14 protein-coding genes are annotated in these 19,967 nt (G+C 59.5%); 5 read left to right on the top strand and 9 right to left on the bottom strand.

The annotated features are described in order from the left end of the window. Window positions 1–13: 13 nt before the first annotated feature. The 4 genes from ACZ5DH_RS14325 to aprB all read right to left on the bottom strand — a co-directional run bounded on the left by ACZ5DH_RS14325 (window position 14) and on the right by aprB (window position 6,474). Window positions 14–2,287 carry an FAD-dependent oxidoreductase gene (locus ACZ5DH_RS14325; protein WP_464254920.1) on the bottom strand — a complete coding sequence of 758 codons (2,274 nt, stop codon included), beginning with the start codon at window positions 2,285–2,287 and terminating at the stop codon, window positions 14–16. 5 nt (window positions 2,288–2,292) lie between these two features. Continuing rightward, on the bottom strand, window positions 2,293–3,528 hold the full coding sequence (locus tag ACZ5DH_RS14320; RefSeq protein ID WP_464254919.1) for a CoB--CoM heterodisulfide reductase iron-sulfur subunit A family protein: 1,236 nt from the start codon (window positions 3,526–3,528) through the stop codon (window positions 2,293–2,295). 431 nt (window positions 3,529–3,959) lie between these two features. After that, window positions 3,960–5,948, bottom strand: a complete 1,989-nt coding sequence (aprA, locus tag ACZ5DH_RS14315; RefSeq protein ID WP_464254918.1) for an adenylyl-sulfate reductase subunit alpha — start codon at window positions 5,946–5,948, stop codon at window positions 3,960–3,962. A gap of 37 nt (window positions 5,949–5,985) precedes the next feature. Continuing rightward, window positions 5,986–6,474 (bottom strand): adenylyl-sulfate reductase subunit beta, encoded by a 489-nt coding sequence (gene aprB / locus ACZ5DH_RS14310; RefSeq protein WP_464254917.1) that lies wholly within the window; start codon window positions 6,472–6,474, stop codon window positions 5,986–5,988. A gap of 449 nt (window positions 6,475–6,923) precedes the next feature. Between aprB and ACZ5DH_RS14305 the strand changes: the two genes are divergently transcribed. The 5 genes from ACZ5DH_RS14305 (at window position 6,924) to ACZ5DH_RS14285 (ending at window position 12,184) form a co-directional block, all read left to right on the top strand. Then, window positions 6,924–8,810, top strand: a complete 1,887-nt coding sequence (locus ACZ5DH_RS14305) for a 3-phosphoshikimate 1-carboxyvinyltransferase (protein WP_464254916.1) — start codon at window positions 6,924–6,926, stop codon at window positions 8,808–8,810. Between the two features lie 314 nt (window positions 8,811–9,124). Beyond that, window positions 9,125–10,030: a carcinine hydrolase/isopenicillin-N N-acyltransferase family protein gene (locus tag ACZ5DH_RS14300; protein WP_464254915.1), complete on the top strand. Its 906-nt coding sequence runs from the start codon at window positions 9,125–9,127 to the stop codon at window positions 10,028–10,030. A 314-nt stretch (window positions 10,031–10,344) separates the two neighbouring features. Then, entirely contained in the window at window positions 10,345–10,818 is a 474-nt protein-coding gene (locus tag ACZ5DH_RS14295; RefSeq protein ID WP_464254914.1) for a hypothetical protein, read from the top strand. Window positions 10,819–11,035: 217 nt separating this feature from the next. Next, window positions 11,036–11,521 carry a hypothetical protein gene (locus ACZ5DH_RS14290; RefSeq protein WP_464254913.1) on the top strand — a complete coding sequence of 162 codons (486 nt, stop codon included), beginning with the start codon at window positions 11,036–11,038 and terminating at the stop codon, window positions 11,519–11,521. A gap of 195 nt (window positions 11,522–11,716) precedes the next feature. Continuing rightward, window positions 11,717–12,184 carry a hypothetical protein gene (locus ACZ5DH_RS14285; RefSeq protein ID WP_464254912.1) on the top strand — a complete coding sequence of 156 codons (468 nt, stop codon included), beginning with the start codon at window positions 11,717–11,719 and terminating at the stop codon, window positions 12,182–12,184. A gap of 47 nt (window positions 12,185–12,231) precedes the next feature. Here the strand turns inward: ACZ5DH_RS14285 and ACZ5DH_RS14280 are convergent, their stop codons facing one another. The 5 genes from ACZ5DH_RS14280 to ACZ5DH_RS14260 all read right to left on the bottom strand — a co-directional run bounded on the left by ACZ5DH_RS14280 (window position 12,232) and on the right by ACZ5DH_RS14260 (window position 19,963). Next, on the bottom strand, window positions 12,232–13,020 hold the full coding sequence (locus ACZ5DH_RS14280) for a hypothetical protein (protein WP_464254911.1): 789 nt from the start codon (window positions 13,018–13,020) through the stop codon (window positions 12,232–12,234). A gap of 246 nt (window positions 13,021–13,266) precedes the next feature. Further along, the gene (locus ACZ5DH_RS14275) at window positions 13,267–13,842 is read right to left on the bottom strand and encodes a cytochrome b/b6 domain-containing protein (RefSeq protein ID WP_464254910.1); all 576 of its coding nucleotides are present in this window, start codon (window positions 13,840–13,842) and stop codon (window positions 13,267–13,269) included. A gap of 254 nt (window positions 13,843–14,096) precedes the next feature. Further along, entirely contained in the window at window positions 14,097–15,311 is a 1,215-nt protein-coding gene (locus ACZ5DH_RS14270; RefSeq protein WP_464254909.1) for a bifunctional 3,4-dihydroxy-2-butanone-4-phosphate synthase/GTP cyclohydrolase II, read from the bottom strand. Between the two features lie 99 nt (window positions 15,312–15,410). Next, window positions 15,411–16,178 carry a YkgJ family cysteine cluster protein gene (locus ACZ5DH_RS14265; RefSeq protein ID WP_464254908.1) on the bottom strand — a complete coding sequence of 256 codons (768 nt, stop codon included), beginning with the start codon at window positions 16,176–16,178 and terminating at the stop codon, window positions 15,411–15,413. A 614-nt stretch (window positions 16,179–16,792) separates the two neighbouring features. After that, on the bottom strand, window positions 16,793–19,963 hold the full coding sequence (locus ACZ5DH_RS14260; RefSeq protein ID WP_464254907.1) for an efflux RND transporter permease subunit: 3,171 nt from the start codon (window positions 19,961–19,963) through the stop codon (window positions 16,793–16,795). Window positions 19,964–19,967 lie beyond the last annotated feature (4 nt).

Here is a 19,967-nt window from a genome sequence, read left to right as displayed (position 1 = left end):
TGCTGCCTTCCTCCTACATGCCCTTGAACGGGTTGGGGCCCATTGCCATGATGCGGTCCACAAAGCCGTCGATGAGGTTGGGGACCTTGTCGTACTCGTCAATGGCCACTTCAAGCAGTTCCACCCGTTCAGGCTGCACGCCCAGGCGGTTGAGAGTCTCGGCTATGTTGTCCTTGCGCTTGGCGCAGATTTCGGAGCCTTTCACAAAGTGGCACTGGTAGTCGTCACCATACTTGCAGCCCAGCAGCATCACGCCGTCATAGCCCTTGCTCATGGCGTCGGACACCCAGATGGCGTTCACCGAACCGAGGCAGCGCACGGGAATGATGCGGCAGTAGGGGCTCCAGGGCTTGTGCCGCTCACCGGCCATATCGAGGGCCGGGTAGGCGTCGTTTTCGCAAGCCAGGATGAGCACGCGGGGGCCGTCTTTCTTGAAGTCCTTGGGCACCTGCACTTCACGGATCATCGAGCCGATCTGGTCGATATTGTAGTTCGCGAAGGAGATGACGCGCTCGGGGCAGGCGCCAAAACAGGTGCCGCAGCGGCGGCAGCGCGTGGGGTTGAGCCTGGGCGTACCCTTTTCATCATCGTCCAGTGCGCCGAAGGGACATTCCTCGGTGCAGCGCTTGCACTGGGTGCAGCGAACCATGTTGAACAGCGGGTAGGACAGGTCGCCCGAACGCGGGTGCACGGCCACGCCGTGGCTTGACGCTTCAATGCACTGCACGGCTTTGAGCACCGCGCCCTTGGCGTCTTCTTCGCAGGCGTCCATGGTCAGGGGCTGACGCACGCAGCCCGCCGCGTACACGCCGGTGCGGCGCGTTTCGTAGGGGAAGCAGATGTAGTTTGAGTCGGCAAAGCCGTCAAACAGCGCCAGATCGGGAAAATCCGGGCCCTGACGATAGTCGAAATGGATGGTCACGTCCTTGGCCGTGGTGGGCACAAGGCCCGTAGGCAGAACAACCATGTCCACATCAAGGTCAAAGTCCATGCCCAGCAGGGTGTTTTTGCACTCCACGACCATGTGGTTGCCAGCTTCACGGATATCCGTGACGTCGGCCTTGGTCATCATGACGCCCAGGCGCTCCTGCATCTTCTTGTAGAAGCGCTCAAGAATTCCGGGAACGGTCATGTCCTTGTAAAGGATGAAGGTCTGGCAGGCGTCGTTGGTCTTTTCACAGACGGTATTGGCCAGACGCAGCATGCCCACGCTGTTGACGGCGTTGGAGTACGCCAGATGGCGGATGCTTTCGAGGTCTTCTTTCACAAAGACTTCTTCGCCTTCTGCGGCAGGATCTGCGACAGGAGCTTCGGCAGAGGCTTCGCCCTCAATGGGGCAACCTTCCACAGCTTCGGTCACGGCCTTTTCGGCCATGGTGGTATCAAGCACAAAGGCTATGCGGTTGGCCTTGACCTGATCAGCGACCAGCATCTTGCCAAAGGTGGCTGCGTCCACCACCATGGGGCTCTTGCCGAGGCCCATGGGAGCGAGGTACTTCTGGTCCAGGGCCACCCAGCCCGTGGCCAGCACAACAGCGCCCACTTCCACGTCCACCGTGCCGGAGGCTGTGGCGATGGCGGCCTTGAATTCGCCCGGCTGGCCTTCCAGCTTCTGCATCTGGGCGTTTGTGTAAATCTTGATCTTGGGGCTGCCCATGGCCTCGCTGACCTTGGCCACGAGGTTGGTGGGCTGCTTGTTTTCCCAGGGAGAAGCCAGAGGTGAGGCCGTGGGAATATTGTTGGCCGCGCCGCCCAGCTTGTCGCTCTTTTCCACCAGCACCACTTCATAGCCGGTGGCCGCGGCTTCAAGGGCCGCCGTGAGGCCGGTCCAGCCGCCGCCGATAACCAGAATGCGCTGCACGCCCTGTACCGAAGCGGCTTCGGGGGCCTCGCTCTTCTGCAGTTTCACCACGCCCATGTTCACATAGTCACGGGCCATGAGCTTCAGCAGTTCCGGCGCGCCCTTGGCTGTATCCACAGGGCTTCTGTCGGGATTTTTGTACGCCTGCACGCATTGTTCGCGCAGGTTCACGTGCTCAACCAGCACGGGCAGGCGATAGAGTTCGCCATCCACGCGCGGGGAAGAGCCGCAGAACAGCACGCCGTCAAGGCCCTGGGCCTCGATGTCGTCCTTGATTTCATCCAGGGCCAATGCCAGCACGGGAACCACCTTGACCACGGCAGTGAGATCGCCCCACTTTTCCGCGGTTTGGGCGGCAAGCGCCTCTACGTCAAGGCCGCCGCCGATATTCTGCTGGTCAAAATAGACGCCAATCTTACCGGCCATGCCGCCTACCTCCCTTTCACCGTTTGTACCGCCTTCAGGGCGGCGGCTGTGCCGGACTGAGCCGAGCGCATCACATCCAGGGGCATGCGAGCGCAACCGGCTGCAAAAATGCCGGCCTCTTCACCGCCCGCCACAAAGCCTTCTTCATCAAGAGGCAGGGGCAGAGGCGCGTCTTCACCGGCCAGCGAGGGCTGCATGCCCGTGGCCAGTACAACAAGGTCATAATCAAGGGTGAGTTTTTCACCGCTCACGGCGTCTTCAGCAGTCAGGCGAACCTTGTCGCCTTCGGCCTGCACGGCGTCAGCCACCTTGCCCTTGACAAAATGCACATTGGGCATGGCCTTGACCTTTTCGAGCACCTTCACGTAGCGGCCAGGGGCGCGCAGGTCGATGTAGTACACCGTGATCTGCGTTTCGGGGCTTTGCTCGGCCAGATACTGACACTGCTTGAGCGTGGCCATACAGCAGATATAGGAACAATAGTTCAGGTGGTTCTGGTCGCGGGAACCCGCACACTGCACAAAGGCCACATGGTGCGGCCTGCGCCCGTCAGTGGGGCGCACGATGCGCCCGCCGGTGGGCCCGCTGGGCGCGGCGAGGCGTTCAAGCTGCATGTTGGAAATGCAGTTTTTCACAGTGCCGGCGCCAAGATTGGTGAGGCGGGTCACGTCATAGGGCTTCCAGCCGGTGGCGACGACCACCGCGCCCACGCTGAGCTCGATTTCGCGAGGTTCTTCATTCACGTCCAGAAACGTGTTGCCCGCAACGCGGGCCGCGTCGGCCTTGGAAAGCCCCTTCATGTCCAGCGTGTAGCGGCTGGGGAAGGCAAAGGGCATGGCCTTGAAAAGGGCCTTGCGCTTGGAAAGACCAAGGTCGAATTCGCTGGGGGTTTCACCGTCCAGACTGGAAGCCAGCAGGCTGAAATCCACATTGTGGGGCGCCGTGTGGCGCGGCTTGATGCGCACCTTCACGGTGTAGTCGCCCTTGACCCCGCTAAAGCCAACGACTTCAGCCTGGGTAAAGAACTTCACACGGGGATTTTTCCTGATACGCTGGAACTGGATTTCCAGACCGCAGGAGGGAGGACAGAGTTTTGGGAAATATTTGTTGAGCTGAGCCACGCGGCCCCCGAGCCAGGGCGACTTTTCGACGATATAGACGTCGTGGCCCAGTTCCGCCGCTTCAATGGCGGCTGTAAGGCCTGCAAAGCCGCCGCCCACGACGAGAATGGCATTGGACATCCTGGATATCCTCCTGCGTTGTTGCATAGCGGCTGAAGAAGCGCCAACGGGCTTCCGCCGCAGAAAAAAGGGTGGCCGCATCCGGCCTGTCTTTACGGGCTCCGGCTCTTACCGGCTGCCGACGGTCAATCGCTCTGCCTGAGTGCGATGACCCTGAGCCGTCCACGCGCCCTTTAAGACACTGCCTCCCCATAACCGGCAAAACTCCCGCCGACGGTCAACCGTTTAGCGGGGAGCGTGAAGGCCAAACAGACCATAAACCTGCTGGTTTGGCATCCGGGCTGTATGCCCGGGCCGGGCCGTCGCCGCGCTGAGCGGCGGCAGCCCTTGCTTCACGCTCTCTGTGTTTCTTCGCACACCCCTTGACTGAACATACGTACAGCCAAGGGGGCGGCCTTACGGCCGCCCCTTTAGTGCTGCAATGCCGCCGACTAGTCGGGGATGATCTGGTAATAGGGCTTCTTGAAGATCTTGGTCTCGCCAGTGGCGGGATCATACTTGGAGTTCACGAAGCACTTCCACTTGGTGTCGTCCAGGGCCATGAAGTCCGCGCGATAGTAGAAGCCGGGATAACGGGATTCTTCGCGGAAGGAGATGTGCTGCATATGCAGGCGCACCGTCCACAGGCGATGGTAGTTTTCCCAGCAGCGCAGCAGTTCGTGCAGGTCACGGGAGGCCAGCTTGAGGGAGTCTTCTTCCATCATGGCAAGCAGGTTGAAGCCCGTGTCGAGCAGAGCCTTGGAGGTGGTGTAGTAGGTGCTCACGCCGCCGCCGTACTCGTCGGTGCACTTCACAAGACGCATCATGAAGTTCTTGGGCGTGATGTAGTTGGGGTTGACCACGGGGTCGGTGGAGGCGTCCTTGCCAGCAAGGAAGTTATAGTAAGGACGGTAGATCAGCTTCTTCAGTTCATCGGCGGTTTCCTTGCACTCGGGCTTGAAGTCCTTGTGGTCAAGGCACCAGCGCACCATCTGCTTGCCGGCGATGCGGCCTTCAGCATGGGAACCGGAAGAGAACTTGTGGCCGGAGGCGCCCACGCCGTCGGCGCAGGTGAACAGACCTTCAACCGTGGTCATGCGGTTGTAGACTTTACCGTTGGAAGCGCGGACCTTGTAGTCTTCGGGCACCCAGGCTTCGTCGGGACCGGACACCCAGATGCCGCAGCAGCCGGAGTGGGAGCCGAGCAGGTAGGGTTCGGTGGGCATGATTTCGGAACCGCGTTCTTCAGGAGCGGTATTGGTGCAGGCCCACAGGTTGGCCTGGCCAACGCACATGTCGAGGAAGTCTTCCCAGGCTTCGGACTCAAGTTCCTTCTGCTGCTCTTCATTCAGAGTGGCGAAGGTGGTCTGCAGGGCAGTCTTGGTGTCCATGTAGATGGGGCCGCGACCTTCGCGCATTTCGCGAAGCATCATGTGGTTACGCAGGCAGGTCGGAATGACATGGCCCTTGGCGTAGCCGCGGTCTTCGTAGGGCTTCAGCATGGCACGGTTGGTCACGCAGTAGTCTTCGCCCTTGCTGTTGGTGGCTTTGGCCTTGAACAGAAGGAACCACGCGCCCACGGGGCCGTAACCGTCCTTGAAGCGGGCGGGCACGAAGCGGTTTTCCATCATGGTCATTTCAGCGCCGACCTGAGCGCACATGGTGTAGGTGGAGCCGGAGTTCCACACGGGATACCAGGCGCGGCCCATGCCTTCACCGGTGGAGCGGGGACGGTACACGTTCACCGCGCCGCCGGCGGCCACCATGATGGCGTTGGCTTTGAAGATGTGCACTTCGTTGGCGCGCAGGTTGAAGCCCACGGCGCCGGCGATGCGGTTGGGGGTATTTTTGTCGAGCAGCAGCTTCACGATGAAGATGCGTTCCATGATGCGGTCTTCACCCAGGGCATTCTTGGCGGCTTCGGCCACGATGCACTTGTAGGATTCACCGTTGATCATGATCTGCCAGCGGCCGGAGCGCACGGGGGCGTCGCCCTTGCGCAGGCTCTTGCCGGCGGCCTTGGCGGCGGCGCCGTTCATGTTGTGGCCGTCTTCACCCTTGATCCAGCAGGGCAGACCCCAGTCTTCGAACAGATGCACGGAGTCGTCAACGTGACGGCCGCAGTCGAAGATAAGGTCTTCGCGCACGAGACCCATAAGGTCGGTACGGACCATGCGCACGTAGTCGTCGGCGCTGTTGTCGCCCAGGTAGGTGTTGATGGCGGAAAGACCCTGAGCCACGGCACCGGAGCGCTCGAGGGAAGCCTTGTCGCAAAGCATAATTTTCAGGCCGTGCTTGTCGCCCCAGCGCACTGCTTCAAAAGCGGTGCCGCAGGAACCCATGCCGCCGCCCACGATGAGCAGGTCAACCGCATGTTCTTTCACTTCGGGTTCGGCAATGGCTACGCCCTTGGTCGCTTCCTTGACGGGAATCATAGGCATAATGGTATCTCCTTATCGCACTAGCGGTTGCAAAAGCCTAGCGGCCGATTTCCATGCAGGTGAGAGCCTTGTCGGCTTCCAACATTTCGAACTTCTTGCCGAGAGCTTCCTTGGGGGCAACCAGGGCGGTTTCGGTGAAAAGCAGTTCGTCTTCGATGTTGGCGCCTTCGGGATGACCGTCAAAAGGCTTGATGGAACCTTCCGGCGTGGTGCGAATGGGGAACTTGAAACGCTTGACATTGCCGTTACGGAACTGAACCGTCCACATGATCGAGTCGGCCGAGCGCATGGGGATACAGGTTCCACCCATGGGAGCGAAGTCAGCGTAGGGGCGGGCCGTAATGGCGCCCTGGGGGCAGATCTTCACGCAGGAATAGCATTCCCAGCAGGCGTCGGGTTCCTGGTTGTAGGCCTTCATTTCCTCGGCATCGAGGATCATGAGGTCGTTGGGGCAAATGTACATGCAGGCCGTCTTTTCGCCACCCTTGCAGCCGTCACATTTGGACGGATCGACATAAGTCGGCATACGTATCCTCCAACTCTGTAAAAGTGTTTGAAAACCCGCCGGGTTCGGCGTGGCGTGGCGGCAGATTCCGACACGCCGGGGTTAGCCGAGCGCTTTCGCAACAAACGTTGGGCGAATGGCTTGCGCAATTAGTAACAAGCACTTAGCGTCCGAGTCAAGCCCCCTCTGCAAAAATTCGTGGAAAGTCTACAGCGCCGAACATCAATTCTTCTTAAATTCAAACCGGTTAATCATCTTGTGAAAAAAAATCTAATCCCCGTTTCTCACCATCCCCCGCAGAGCCCTCGCGAGCCGACCCTTGCAAGAGAAGCCATTTCAAGCTAACACGCATGCGCAGAGAAAGGAAGACTGTGACACTAAATTGTTACACATTTCTGCCAAGTCTCTGTTATCCCTTACAACGTATAAGTATTTGCCATATCCCTTCCATTTTTCCCACAGGAAAGAGCATGACTGACCATTCCAATGATTCACGCGGCTCCCGCCCCTTTCGAGACGCCCGCGACGCGCGCGACTCCCGCGGTCCCCGCACTCCTCGTGACGCACGCGATGCACGTGGGCCGCGTCCCCCCCGGGATGCCCGTGACTCACGCGATGCACGCGGCCGTGATGACGCGCCTGTGCGCCGCCCCCTGCGCGAAACTGTTTGCGAAATTGACCGCGACATTCTGCGCCTTTTGCTGCGCCGCCACAACATTCTGGCGCGCATGCGCGGCGACAAGTCGCATCTTGACTCCGCCGAAGAAAAAATGCTGCGCGAATCGTGGGAAGGCGCAGTGGCCCGCATCAGCCGCGATGCCCGCCTTTCGGGCCATTTTTTTTCTCTGATGCAGGAAGTGGAATTTCTGCCCCGCCCCGTGAGCGAACGGCAGACTGAAGGCGCCGAAGGGCAGGAAAACGCCGATGGCCGCACGGGTGAAGGCCCTGCCGCACAGGAAGGGCCGGACAAGCGCATTGCCTTCAACCTCGCCCCGCCCGCGAAGCCCGTTCGCCTGCGCATGCAGGCGCCCCTGGCCTGTCGCGCCACCCGCGCCTGGCTTATGCTGGCCGCGGCCACGGGCCAGCCCACGCGCCTGAGCCCCTGCCTCATGAACGATCCTATCGTGGACTGCGTGAAGATGCTCATCCAGATCGGGGCCTCCCTTACCCGTGAAGACGACGGCGTCACGGCGCGCCCCTCCGTGCCCGTGAGCGCGCCCGACAAGGTGCTGTACGTGGGCGACAGCGCATGGAACTTCTTTTTGCTGCTGGGACACTATCTGGGCCGCCCCTCACGCGCGAAATTCATGGGTGAAACAAGCCTGAAACTGGCCGACCTTTCCGCGGTGCGCCATTTTCTGCCCGCCATGGGCGCGCGCCTTGTGCATGTGGTGCCCAAAAGCGACGGACTGCCCGCCCGCCTGGAGTGCTCCGGCATTATTCCCGATGCGGTGGTCATGCCCGCCAACACGCCTGCGGAACTGGCCGAGGGCATACTGCTGGCAGCGCCTGGCTACGAACACAGCCTGATGATGGATTTGACGGGCCACCCCGCCCAGAAGACCATCTTTGCCCGCACCCTGCCCATACTGCGGGCAGCCGGGGCCGATGTGAGCGTGGACGGCGGCGTGGTGCGCATTCATCCGACCAAGCTGGAAATTCCCGCCCTGCCCGACCTGCCCATGGAGCCTGAGTTGGCGCTCTTTTTGCTCTCCCTGCCCCTGGCCATGGGCGGCGAAACCCGCCTTGCCGGGCTCTGGCCCCAATGGCCCGCAGCCGAGGCTGGCTGGAAGCTCCTGCACGGTCTGGGCCTTGACCTGCGTCAGCACAATGGCGCGGAAGGCGCGGAAATAACCGCCAGCAGCGCGGCCCCCATCAAGAACTTCTCCCTTGCCGCCCTGCCCGAAAACCTGCCTTCGGACTGGGCCCCGCTGGCCGTTGGCCTGGCCGCCTGCGCCGCCCTGCGCGGCGCGCAGGTCACCCTGCCCCCACTTTCGCAGGGAACGGACGTGCATGAGGTGGAAAGTTTCCTCCACGCCCTTGGCCTGGAACAGGGCAGTGATGGCAAGTTGTGCAAAAATGAACAATCTGGCGTCAAGACGGGCTGGAATGCCCCCTCCCCTGTATGGGCCATGGCCTTTGCCCTGGCGGCCTGCGCCAAACAGCACCAGAAGCTTGGCAACCCCGGCGTCATGACGGGCCTGTACCCGGCTTTCTGGGCCCTGTACAATGCCCTGCCCGAACCGCCGCAGCGCCGCGCCGCCGCCGAGGCCGCCCCGGCCGCCCCGGCCCGCCGCCGCATTATCACCTCGGTTGTGGCCGTGCCGCCCGAACTCAAGGAAGATGAAGACTTCTAGCTCAGGATTTCCTGAGTGCTGCTACGCGAGGGCCGCCCATCCGGGCGGCCCTCTTGCGTTTGACGCCCTACCCGCATTAGCGCAGAGTAGTTGGAATATGCGTTGTTCGCAGGTGTTTTTGGTATTTTGTGGGGGGTTGTGGGGGTTTGTAGCGTCTTGCGGTGTTTTGTGGGGGAGGGACCCTTTTGCAAAAGGGTCGCCTCCCCCACACCCCCACCCCCTAAAACTCTTACGAACCCCTTTTCCGCCATGCCGCCGTCCCCCCAGGAAAAACAATCCGAGGCACTACGACTAGCCACAGGAGAATGCCCACCATGCCCCGTCGTCCTTTACGGCTCACCCTCCCGCCCCTGATGTCAGCTCTGGTATTTTTTCTGCTTGCCGCGCCCACTGCTCTGGCCTGCACCCTGTGGGCCGCAGCCGGAGACGCCGTCCTAGGGGGCGGCACCATCATCGTGAAAAACAGGGACTGGACGCCGGGGGAAAGCCAGCGCATCGAGATTTTCAGGCCAGCGGGCGGGTATGCCTATGCGGCGCTCATGGCCACACGCGAAGCCCAAAAAAACACCGGCGGGCAAGTGGAGATTGACCGCCCGGTGGCGGGGGTCAATGAAAAGGGGCTTACGGTCGTCAGCGCGGCGGCGAGCAGCCTGCCACGCAGGGACAGGCAGGCATCCACGGCCAACCACAAGCTTATGGCCCAGATACTCACCCTTTGCGGCTCGGTGGATGAAGCTATGGCTCTGGACCGGTCCCGGTTTCGCGGGCCGCTCTTTCTGATGCTTGCGGACAGGGATAAAATAGCGATCGTTGAAATCGGCCTGGAAGGAATGGTGGCCTGGCGCACGCAGACCAACGGCGTGCTGTACCATACCAACCACTATCTTGAACCGGCCCTGCAACGCTTCAACAGAAAACTTGGCGAAAGCAGCACCGCCCGCTACGCGCGCATAGCCCATCTGCTGCAAACCAGCCCCAAACCCTACACCTTTGACAGCCTGCTGGCCTTCACCCGCGATCACGCTGACGGGCCGGACGACAGCATCCTGCGCACGGGCTCTACGCCGACCTCACCGCAAACCGTGGCCGTATTCGCCGTATCCCTGCCTGCGTCAGGGGAAACCGAGGTCTATGTGCGCCTGCTTCAGGAGGGTAAACCCGAACATGAGGAAACGAATACACTGGATTCGCTGCTGACGCCCGCCGTTAAAGGCCGGTAGCTGCGGCTGCTATGGCGATGTCGCTTTGTTGAAGATTCCCCTCTGCATCTTCTTTCTTGTGCTTGTTCGCGATCCCACCCTTTTTATTCTGTTGCTCGCCATTTTCGGCATGTGAAGCAACGTTTGGTGCAGGGCGGATATTTTCCGCCCTTCAGCAGGTCAGCTACGGAAGCACCAGAGGTTTGCTGGCGGTTTCGCATTCTTGTGTTTTTTGTAGAATTACAGCACAGTAATACTAACAATCGTGGCAAGGAAACAAGGTCGCCATTAAAGTACCGCATCAAAGCGTACTACCGCAATAATGGGGGGTTACAATGACGCTGGAAGGTGTGGACGCATCAGCAAGGGCCTTCATTCGCGGCGCATGGCCCCTGTGCCTTATTGCCATGCCCAACATGCTGATTCTAGCCGCGATACATGACCCGCATGTATTCTTTTTCATCCTGTACAGCCTTGCCGGTTGCATGATTTTTGTGCGCGGCTTCGGCCTTGCCACTTCCTGGCCCATATACAGCCTCACCCTTGCGGCCTTTCTTGCCGGAATTCCATCAAGCAACGAAATGAAACTTTTGGAACATATGCTTAACGTTGAACATATGAGAGAATTCCTATGGGCCTTTATCATCGCCTTCAAGTCGGCACTGATGGCCCTGCCCTTTTCCTTGTTCTTTTTCGACCATATGGGCGGCTATGCCACGTTATTAAAGATTCCCCTCTGCGTCTTTTTTCTGGTGCTCAGCATTGAACCCACACTTTTTATTCTGTTGCTCGCTAACTCCGGCTTGTAAAAATGGCGGACCGCAGCCGCCTTGAGCACAAATTTGATGTATGCAAAGCGAAAGCCAGCACAATAGCCCCCTTGTTACACTGGAAAACCCTGTCTTTTAGGCCATATTCATTATGCGGATGTTCTTCATCCATCATATACAAGAGGGAATCTGCTGAAGGGCGAAAAAATGTCCGACTTTTAGCAGATCCGCTACGGAAGCAACAGTGGGGGAGCTTATGACTCTGGTAGATGTGGACGCATCTGCAAGGGCCTTCATACGTGGGGCATGGCCCCTGTGTCTTATCGCCATGCTCAGCTTGCTGTTTATGCCCTTCATCTGCAACCCATACATGATCGTTTCCATCCTGTACGGCTTTGCAGGCTGCCTGATTTTTGTGCGCGGCTTCGGCCTTGCCACCTTCTGGCCCATATATGGCCTTACCCTTGCGACCCTTCTTACTGCATTCCCAGTCGAGAATGAAATAACACAGTTGCAGGCCATGCTGAATCTTGAGTATTTAGCCTATATCTATCTATGGGACCTCGTCATAGCCTTCAAGTCGGCACTGATGGCCCTACCCTTTTCCCTGTTCTTTTTCGACCGTATGGACGGCTATGCCGCGTTAGTAAAGATTCCCCTCTGCGTCTTTTTTCTGGCGCTTGTCCTCGCCCCCACCCTTTTCATGCTGTTGTTCGCCATGCTCGCCACGTTCGGCATGTGAGGCAACGTTTGGTGCAGGGCGAAAGAATGTCCACCCTTCAGCAGATCAGTTACAAAAGCACCCGTGATTTGCTGGCGTTTCGCATTCTTGTGTTTTTTGTAGAATTACAGCACAGTAATGCTAACAATTGCGGCAAGGAAACAAGGTTGCCATAAAAGTACCGCATCAAAGCGAACTACCGCAATAAGGGGGATTATGATGCTGGAAGGTGTGGACGCATCAGCAAGGACCTTCATACGCGGCGCATGGCCCCTGTGTCTTATCGCCATGCCCAACATGCTGATTTTAGCCGCGCTTCATGATCCAGATATATTCTTTTTCATACTGTACAGCCTTGCCGGTTGCATGATTTTTGTGCGCGGCTTCGGCCTTGCCACCTTCTGGCCCATATACGGCCTTACACTTGCGGCCTTTCTTGCCGGATTTCCATCAAGCAACGAAATGACACAGGTGGAACATATATTTGGGAATATAGAAATATCTATATGGGCCTTTATCATAGCCTTCAAGTCGGCACTGATGGCCCTGCCCTTTTCCCTGTTCTTTTTCGACCGTATGGGCGGCTATGCCACGTTATTAAAGATTCCCCTCTGCGTCTTTTTTCTGGTGCTCAGCATTGAACCCACACTTTTCATGCTGGCGCTCTCCTTCTCCGGCATATGATGCGACGTCTGGTGCAGGGCGGAAAATATCCACCCTGCACCAGACACCTACGGAAGCACCAAGGGTTTATCTGGGGTTTCATATTCCTGCGCTTTTTGCATGATTGCAGCAAAATAGTGTTGGCAGTTCTTGAACGCAAGATTGTATCGTACTGGGGTAAACTCCGCCTGATATGCTTCGCCTTTCTCCTTCTCCCACTCCGCATCAAAAGCCTGTCTGGCGCGGTCAACATATTCTTTTCTGTACCTGGGCGCCTCGACTTCATAGGTAAAAAGCGTTTTCATGTCTTCCACAAGCAATCCCTCTCCCTTGGACAAACCGAAATTGCTGCCGTCGCTACCCACAAACTGCATATGCTCGAGATGTTGCCGATTTACCCCCCATACCTTTTTTCCATATATTTTTTCACCTAAACCTACCCCCAAATCCAACGGTCTGACCCCCATCTGATAATAGGGAACCTCCGCTTCGGGGTTTAAGCGAAAAGGCTTCAGGTCATGCGTTTTCGCGGCATGCCGCGCCACCACGTCGGACACGCTTTCGGCGTACATGCGCTCTTGCAGCGGCGCGTCCGGCGACACGGGCAAGGGCTGTGTCAGCGGGTCTTTTTTCGCCCCGTACATTCTGTCCGCCAGTGACTGCCGCGTCCGTTCGTTCCCCTGGCCCACCACAGGCGTGCCGTGTCTGGCCCCGAAAGGATGGCTGATGCCCAGATGTCCATTGCTTTTACCGGTAGTTGCCATATGCCCTCCTGTTTGCGCAGTTATGAAACTGCGTGGTTTGAGGAGAGCATAGCGCGGGCGAGGATTTCTGTAAGACTGAACTGGTTCAGTCATGCCCAACGCCCGGCTGGCGCGGGTTTTATAAAATCAGAGGGGCCAACTGGTGTAAAAATGAAAAAATAAATCCTGCAAAATAGCTGTGTTATAAATATTTTTACCTGTGTAAAAAGCAAAAAAAGCTTTTTATTCAAGTTCATTACTGTAAAATAACACCTCCCGTACATGCCGTACAAATGCAGCAAGCCCGGCATGTCCAAAAACATGCCGGGCTTGTAACTCAACAGCCGCAACAAAAAGGCGCTATTTTTTCGGCGCGGTCTTTTTTTGCCATATGGCAAAATGGGCCAGAGCCATGCCGCCGTGACCAACCAGATACAGGGCCAGAGACCATGCAAAAAACTTGTGCACGCTGTAGGCCGTCAGCAATGAGCGGTGGTTACTCCAGTTGTCAAACCACCACAGGCCGGAAGCGACCGTCAGCAGCAGGGCCCACATGCCAAGCCCCTGCACACAGGCGGGCAGGCCTTTGGGCCGGGGGCCGACAACCTTGAACTGCGCCGCCGCGCGCACGTCCTTGATCAGTTGCTCGTTATCTCCCCAGAGGTAGGGAAAGAAATTGCGCAGGCCGCGCTTTTTGACGCTGAGAATCACAAGGGTCACGCCAAAAACACACAGGAACATGCCCAGGATGATATGTATCCAGGCCAGGGCCGAGGGGCCGGTTGGCAGTACGACCATGCCGAAGCTGAGTAATATTTGCAATAATACCAGCGTTATGACGCTGGCGTGAATGCAGCGCAGCAGGGGGGGCTGAAAAAAACCCAAAAATTTCCACAGCAATGCGCCCTGGGCCACAACTTTTTCCTTCACGGTCATGCAGTCGCTCCTGAAGTCCGGGCCCGGTTTCATGCCGCTGCCAGTCCGTTGTTTCCAATCGCGGCATGACGAGCGTGTCGCAAGAAAAGTCCGGGCCAGATTAGTAAAAGGCAATCCTCCACATTGACGCCATGAAAACACGCTCCCAGCGGGATTTTTCACCCCGCCGGGGGCAATATTCATTTTTCGGGAATACTCAGGGCGGACGCGCCGCGAGGCTGTCCCGACCCCGGGACCCCCTCGCTAAAGCTGCCCTAATGGCTGCACGAGCAGTGCAGCATATGTTCCATTTTTTCTTTCTTGGTGCGCAGGTAGTATTCGTTTTCGGGGCAGGCTTCCATTTCGATGGGCACACGCTCGACAATTTCGATGCCGTAGCCTGAAAGGCCCACGATCTTCTTGGGATTGTTGGTCAAAAGCCGTATTTTGTGGATGCCGAGATCAACGAGTATCTGCGCGCCGGTACCATAGTCGCGCAAGTCCGGGGGAAAGCCCAGCTTGCGGTTGGCCTCCACCGTGTCGTAGCCCTGATCCTGCAAGGCGTAGGCGCGAATCTTGTTGGCAAGGCCGATGCCGCGCCCTTCCTGACGCATATACAGCAGCGCGCCGCGCCCTTCTTTTTCAATCTGCCGCAGGGCCGCGCCAAGCTGGCCGCCGCAGTCGCAGCGCAGGGAACCCAGGGCGTCGCCCGTGAGGCACTCGCTGTGCACGCGCGTGAGCACGGGTTCCGGCCCGCTGAGGTCGCCCTTGACCAGGGCCAGATGCGTGCCCTGATCGGTTTCGCTCTCATAGGCGTAAACGGTGAAGTCGCCAAATCTGGTGGGCAGGTGGGCCTTGTCCACATTGCGCACGGAAACCTGTCCGCGGTTCAGGCGGTGGCGGATGAGGTCCTTGACAGCCGCTATCTTGAGGCCGTGTTCTTCGGCAAAGGCTTCCAGATCGGGCATGCGCGCCATGGTTCCGTCATCGCGCATGATTTCGCATATAACCGAGGCGGGCTTGAGGCCTGCCAGCTTTGAAAGGTCCACGCCGCCTTCGGTCTGTCCGGCGCGTGAAAGCACCCCTCCCGCCTTGGCGCGCAAAGGAAAGACGTGCCCCGGCGTCACGAGGTCTTCGGGGCGCACGTTGTCGGCCACTGCCGCCAGAATGGTAGTGGCGCGGTCAGCGGCGGAAATGCCGGTGGTGACGCCCTCGCGGGCTTCGATGGATATGGTGAAATTGGTGCCGAAGCGTGAACCGTTGCGCTGCGTCATAAGGGGCAGGTCAAGACGGTCGATAAGTTCCGGAGCCATAGGCAGGCAGATCAGCCCCCGCCCGTACTTGGCCATGAAATTGATGGCCTCCGGAGTAACAAATTCGGCGGCCATGGTCAGGTCGCCTTCATTTTCCCTACCCTCGTCGTCCACAAGAATGACCATCTTGCCCTGCCGGATATCGGCAATGGCTTCCTCAATGCTGCACAGTGGCATGATGCTTCCTTCGTTTGGCCCGCGCGCGGGCTGTGAATATTATAATTAGTAAAACTAAAACTATGGCTGGCGCGCGCTTCTGTCAACCGCGCAAATTCCTCAAATCTCGTCAGTGGCAGTGGGCCTGAGCCCGACTTCGACCAGCAGATCCCGCAATGGACGCCCCAGAAGGAAGGGCAGGATGGCCGCAGGCACGCCCGCGCGTTCCACGCACAACTGACGGAACGCGGCCTCGGTGCGCACGGTTTCGCCCAGGTGGGCAAGCAGCGTCTGGCGCTCTTCCGCGTCCATTGCGTCAGCGTCGTGAACCTGCACGCCCTGCGGGACAAAGCCGAGCCTGGCGGCGGTTTCCAGCACGGGAGTGGCAGGGCTCTGTTCTTCATGCGCGGCCATAAGGTCTGGCAGAAGCGCACGGGCTCCGGCGTCCAGAGCCGGAAAGCCGGGCAGCTGCGCTTCGTTGGCCAGAATCCTGAACGCTTCGGCCCGGTCCATCAGCGGCGTGCCGGACAAAAGGTTTTCCAGCGGGGCAGTGTCCATGCAGAACAGCGCGGAACACTGCACGGGCCGCTGGGCATAAATGGCGCAACCAGAACCGTCGCGGTAATAACGGCAGCGCCAGGGATGCACCTGCCCGCCAAGACCGGACACCTTGATATACTCCTGTTCCAGAGGCCGCAGGCCGCCGCGCACATCATCACGCGCCCACTCCCCCTTTCTCAGGCAGACCAGGCTATCCAGAGTCAGAGCGCCGCTCACGAGGCGCGAGGCATCGTCCACCATGAGGGTGGGGCCGCCGCGCAGACAGCACATGCCGCAGCGGCGGCAAACGGGCGCCTCAAGGGGCGAAGACATATCCTGTGAAATCATGAAGCCTCCGGAACCGGCATGCCCGCGGGGTCAGGAACCCTGGCGCATGCTGGTGACTAGATCAGATACACTTTGAAATGCTTCACATTTCAATTTGTCATTCTGCCGAAAAAACGCGATCTTCGGCTGAATCTACGCCACGCTGCGGCGCGCTGCACTCTCGCCCGGTGTGGAGCATGTGATCTTTTTCAAAGGTAAAAAGCTCCAACCGGACTGTGCGGCAGACTTCAGAGCCTCTCACCTTGAAACGGCTCTGGCGGGTACGCGGGCAAGCTCGCCTCAGACCATCGAACACGCCCGCAACCGTGGCTGAATGCCCGCAGGACCGCTGACGCGGCGAGCTCCACGTGGAGCGGATCAGACCGGGGCCGAGGCGCGGGGAGCCTTGCGCCGCATACGTGCCGCGCACCCCGCCGGGCATGCCGTCAAGGCGCATGCCGTCGACCAGTTTCTTCAGGCTCGCGCCTTCATGCGGCGAACCGTCAAAACGACGTGCCGTAACACTACAAATACACGCATACGCGCGCTACGCCAACCGGTCTCAGGCTGCCAGCACAGGTTGTGCGGCAAGGCCTCCGGGCGGCCCCGGTTTCATGCACAGCGCCAGATTCGCCCTATGCGGCAGTGCCGCCCGTCGCTGTTCTGGCAGTGTCGCCCCCTGTTTGGCCCGCTCTCGCGTCCTTATGAAACCGTCCGCCCCAGCGCCTGCCCAGGGAGCGCGAGAGCTTTTCCATATAGTAATAGTAAACGGGCGTAATGTAGAGCGTCACAATCTGCGAAAAACACAGTCCCCCCACCACGGCCATGCCAAGGGGCCGCCGGGCCTCGGCCCCCGCGCCCACGCCGATGGCAATGGGCAGAGCGCCCATCAGCGCCGCCATCGTGGTCATCATGATGGGCCTGAAGCGCACATGACAGCCCCGCGTGATGGCCTCCAGCGGTTCCATTTTCGGGTTATGGCGCTGCGCCTCAAGGGCGAAGTCCAGCATCATGATGGCGTTCTTTTTCACGATGCCAAGCAGCATGATCACGCCCACAAAGCCATAGAGGTTCAGGTCCATGCCGAACAGCCAGAGTGTGCCCAGCGCGCCGAAGCCCGCCGAGGGCAGGCCGGAAAGGATGGTCAGGGGATGGATGAAACTTTCGTACAAAATGCCAAGCACCAGATAGATGACCACGATGGCCAGCACCAGCAGCCAGCCCATGCCCGTCAGCGAGCTTTGAAAAGCCTGGGCCGTGCCCTGGGATTCGGCGGTCACCGTGTCGGGCAGCAGCGGCTGCGCGGCGGCCTCGACAGCGGCGACCCCCTGCCCCAGCGACACGCCGGGGCGCAGGTTGTACGAAATGGTCACCGAGGGGAACTGGCCGTTGTGGTTCACGGCAATGGGCCCCACGCCCGGCTCCATTTTGACCAGGGTGTCCAGGGGCACAAGACTGTCGTTGGCGGCGCGCACATACAGGCGCGACAGGGCCGAGCTGTCCTGCTGAAATTTTTTCTGCAATTCCACAAAAACCGTGTAGTCATTGGTGGGCGCGTAGATGGTGGATATTTCACGCGAACCGTAGGCCGACTGAAGGGCCAGATCTATCTGGTGCGGGCTGACGCCCAGAGCCGCCGCGCGGTTACGGTCAATGGAAACGCGCAGTTCGGGGTTTTTCAGTTGCAGATCGCTGTTCACGTCCTGTATTTGCGGCAGGGCGCGCAGGGCGTTCTCTATTTTCTGGGCGCTGTCATAGAGGTCCTCCATATCCGGGCCGGAAAGCGTATACTGGTACAGCGCCTTGGACGAGCGCCCGCCCAGGTTGATGGCCGGGGGCACCCGCACAAAGACCCGCATGGAAGGCGAGATATTGAGTTCGCGCCGCAGATGCTCCGCCACCTGCTCGATGCCGGGCCGCTGGTCGTGAGGCTTGAGCGGCATAAGCAAGATGCCGTTGTTCATGCTGGGGCTGCCGCCAACAATGCCCACAATGGAATTGTACATGGACAAATGGGGATTTTTTTCCAGCAGGGGGTCAAGGCTGCGCTGCGCGCTGACCATGCCCTCGTAGGACACGCCCTGCTCCGCCTCGGTGCTGGCCACCAGCATGCCCAGGTCCTCCACGGGCAGAAAGCCCTTGGGCATGGTCATGCCGATCCAGACCGTGAGCGCCAGCAGAACCAGCGAGGCCGTCAACGTTTTCAGACGGTGGTGCAGCACAATGTCGAGAGAGCGGGCATACAGAAGGTTGAGGCGGTCAAAACCGCGCTCAAGCCAGCCATACAGGCCCTGCCCGGCGCTGGGGCCGGCCTTGTGCGCGCCTTGCGCCTTGAGAAAGTAGGCGCAGAGCATGGGCGTCAGCGTGAGCGACACCACGCCCGAAGCCAGAATGGCCGCGATGATGACCACGGCGAACTCCCTGAACAAACGCCCCACGATGCCGCCCATAAAGAGCACGGGAATAAAGACCGCCGCCAGGGAAATCGTCATGGACACGATGGTGAAGCCGATTTCCGCCGAGCCGTCGTAGGCCGCGGTGAGCGGGTCCTTGCCCATCTCCTGGTGGCGCACGATATTTTCCAGCATGACGATGGCGTCGTCCACCACAAAACCCACGGCCAGGGTGAGCGCCATGAGCGAAAGGTTGTCCAGGCTGTAGCCCATCACGGCCATGACCGCAAAGGTGGATATGACCGACATGGGCAGGGCGAGACTGGGAATGACCGTGGCGGGCAGGTTGCGCAAAAAAACAAAGATGACAAGCACAACCAGAAAGACGGTAAGCACCAGAGTAAACTTAACATCCGCCACGGAATGACGGATGGATTCTGAACGGTCGTAAAAAATCTCCAGCGATACGGACGGCGGCAACTGACGCTCAAGGCCCGGCAGCAGCGCGCGGATGGCGTCCACCACCTGCACGGTATTGGTGCCGGGCTGGCGTTCCACAGCCAGGGTAATGCCCGGCGCGCCGCCGTTGCCCCAGGTGATCTGCTTGTCCTGCTTGACGCTGTCCACCACCTGTCCAAGGTCGCTCAGACGCACGGGCGCGCCGTTGCGATAGGCCACCACTGTATCCTGAAAGGCGCGGGCGTTGAGCAGCTGCCCGGAAGACTTGATGGCGCTGGCCCTCTGCTCGCCCTCCAGCGCGCCCGTGGGCAGCATGCTGTTGGCCGCGGCCACGGCATCGGCCACTTCGTCAATGCCAAGCCCGCGCGAGGCCAGTTCGTCCGGGTCAAGCTGCACGCGCACGGCGTACTTTTTCTGCCCGTACACCACCACCTGGGCCACGCCGTCCACCATCGAAAGTCTTTGCCCTATGAGGGTGTCGGCATATTCGTTGAGGGCGTACAGGGGCAGGGTTGAGGACGATACCCGCAGGTACAGTATGGGCATGTCCGCCGGGTTGACCTTACGAAAGCTGGGGGGCGTGGTCATGCTGGCCGGCATGCGCCGCTGGGCGAGGCCGATGGCCGACTGCACGTCCAGGGCTGCCGCGTCAATGTTGCGGTCAAGGGCGAACTGTATGGTAACGCGGGTGCGGCCCGTTGAGTTGACCGAAGAAATGGACTCAATGCCCGCAATGGTGAAAAATTCCTTTTCCAGCGGAGTGGCCACGGACGCTGCCATGGTTTCCGGGTCAGCGCCTGCCAGGTCGGCCATGACCTGAATGGTGGGAAAGTCCACATTGGGCAGATGGTTGACGGGCAAATTCTTGTAGCCCGTCATGCCGAAAAAAAGCATGCCGAGCATGAGCAGCACCGTGGCTACGGGGCGGCGAATGAATATGGCGGCGATATTCATAATT

The sequence above is a fragment of the Desulfovibrio simplex genome, assembly GCF_055387835.1.
Note: the sequence above shows the minus strand (reverse complement) of the source record. Positions and strands in the feature narration are given on the sequence as shown.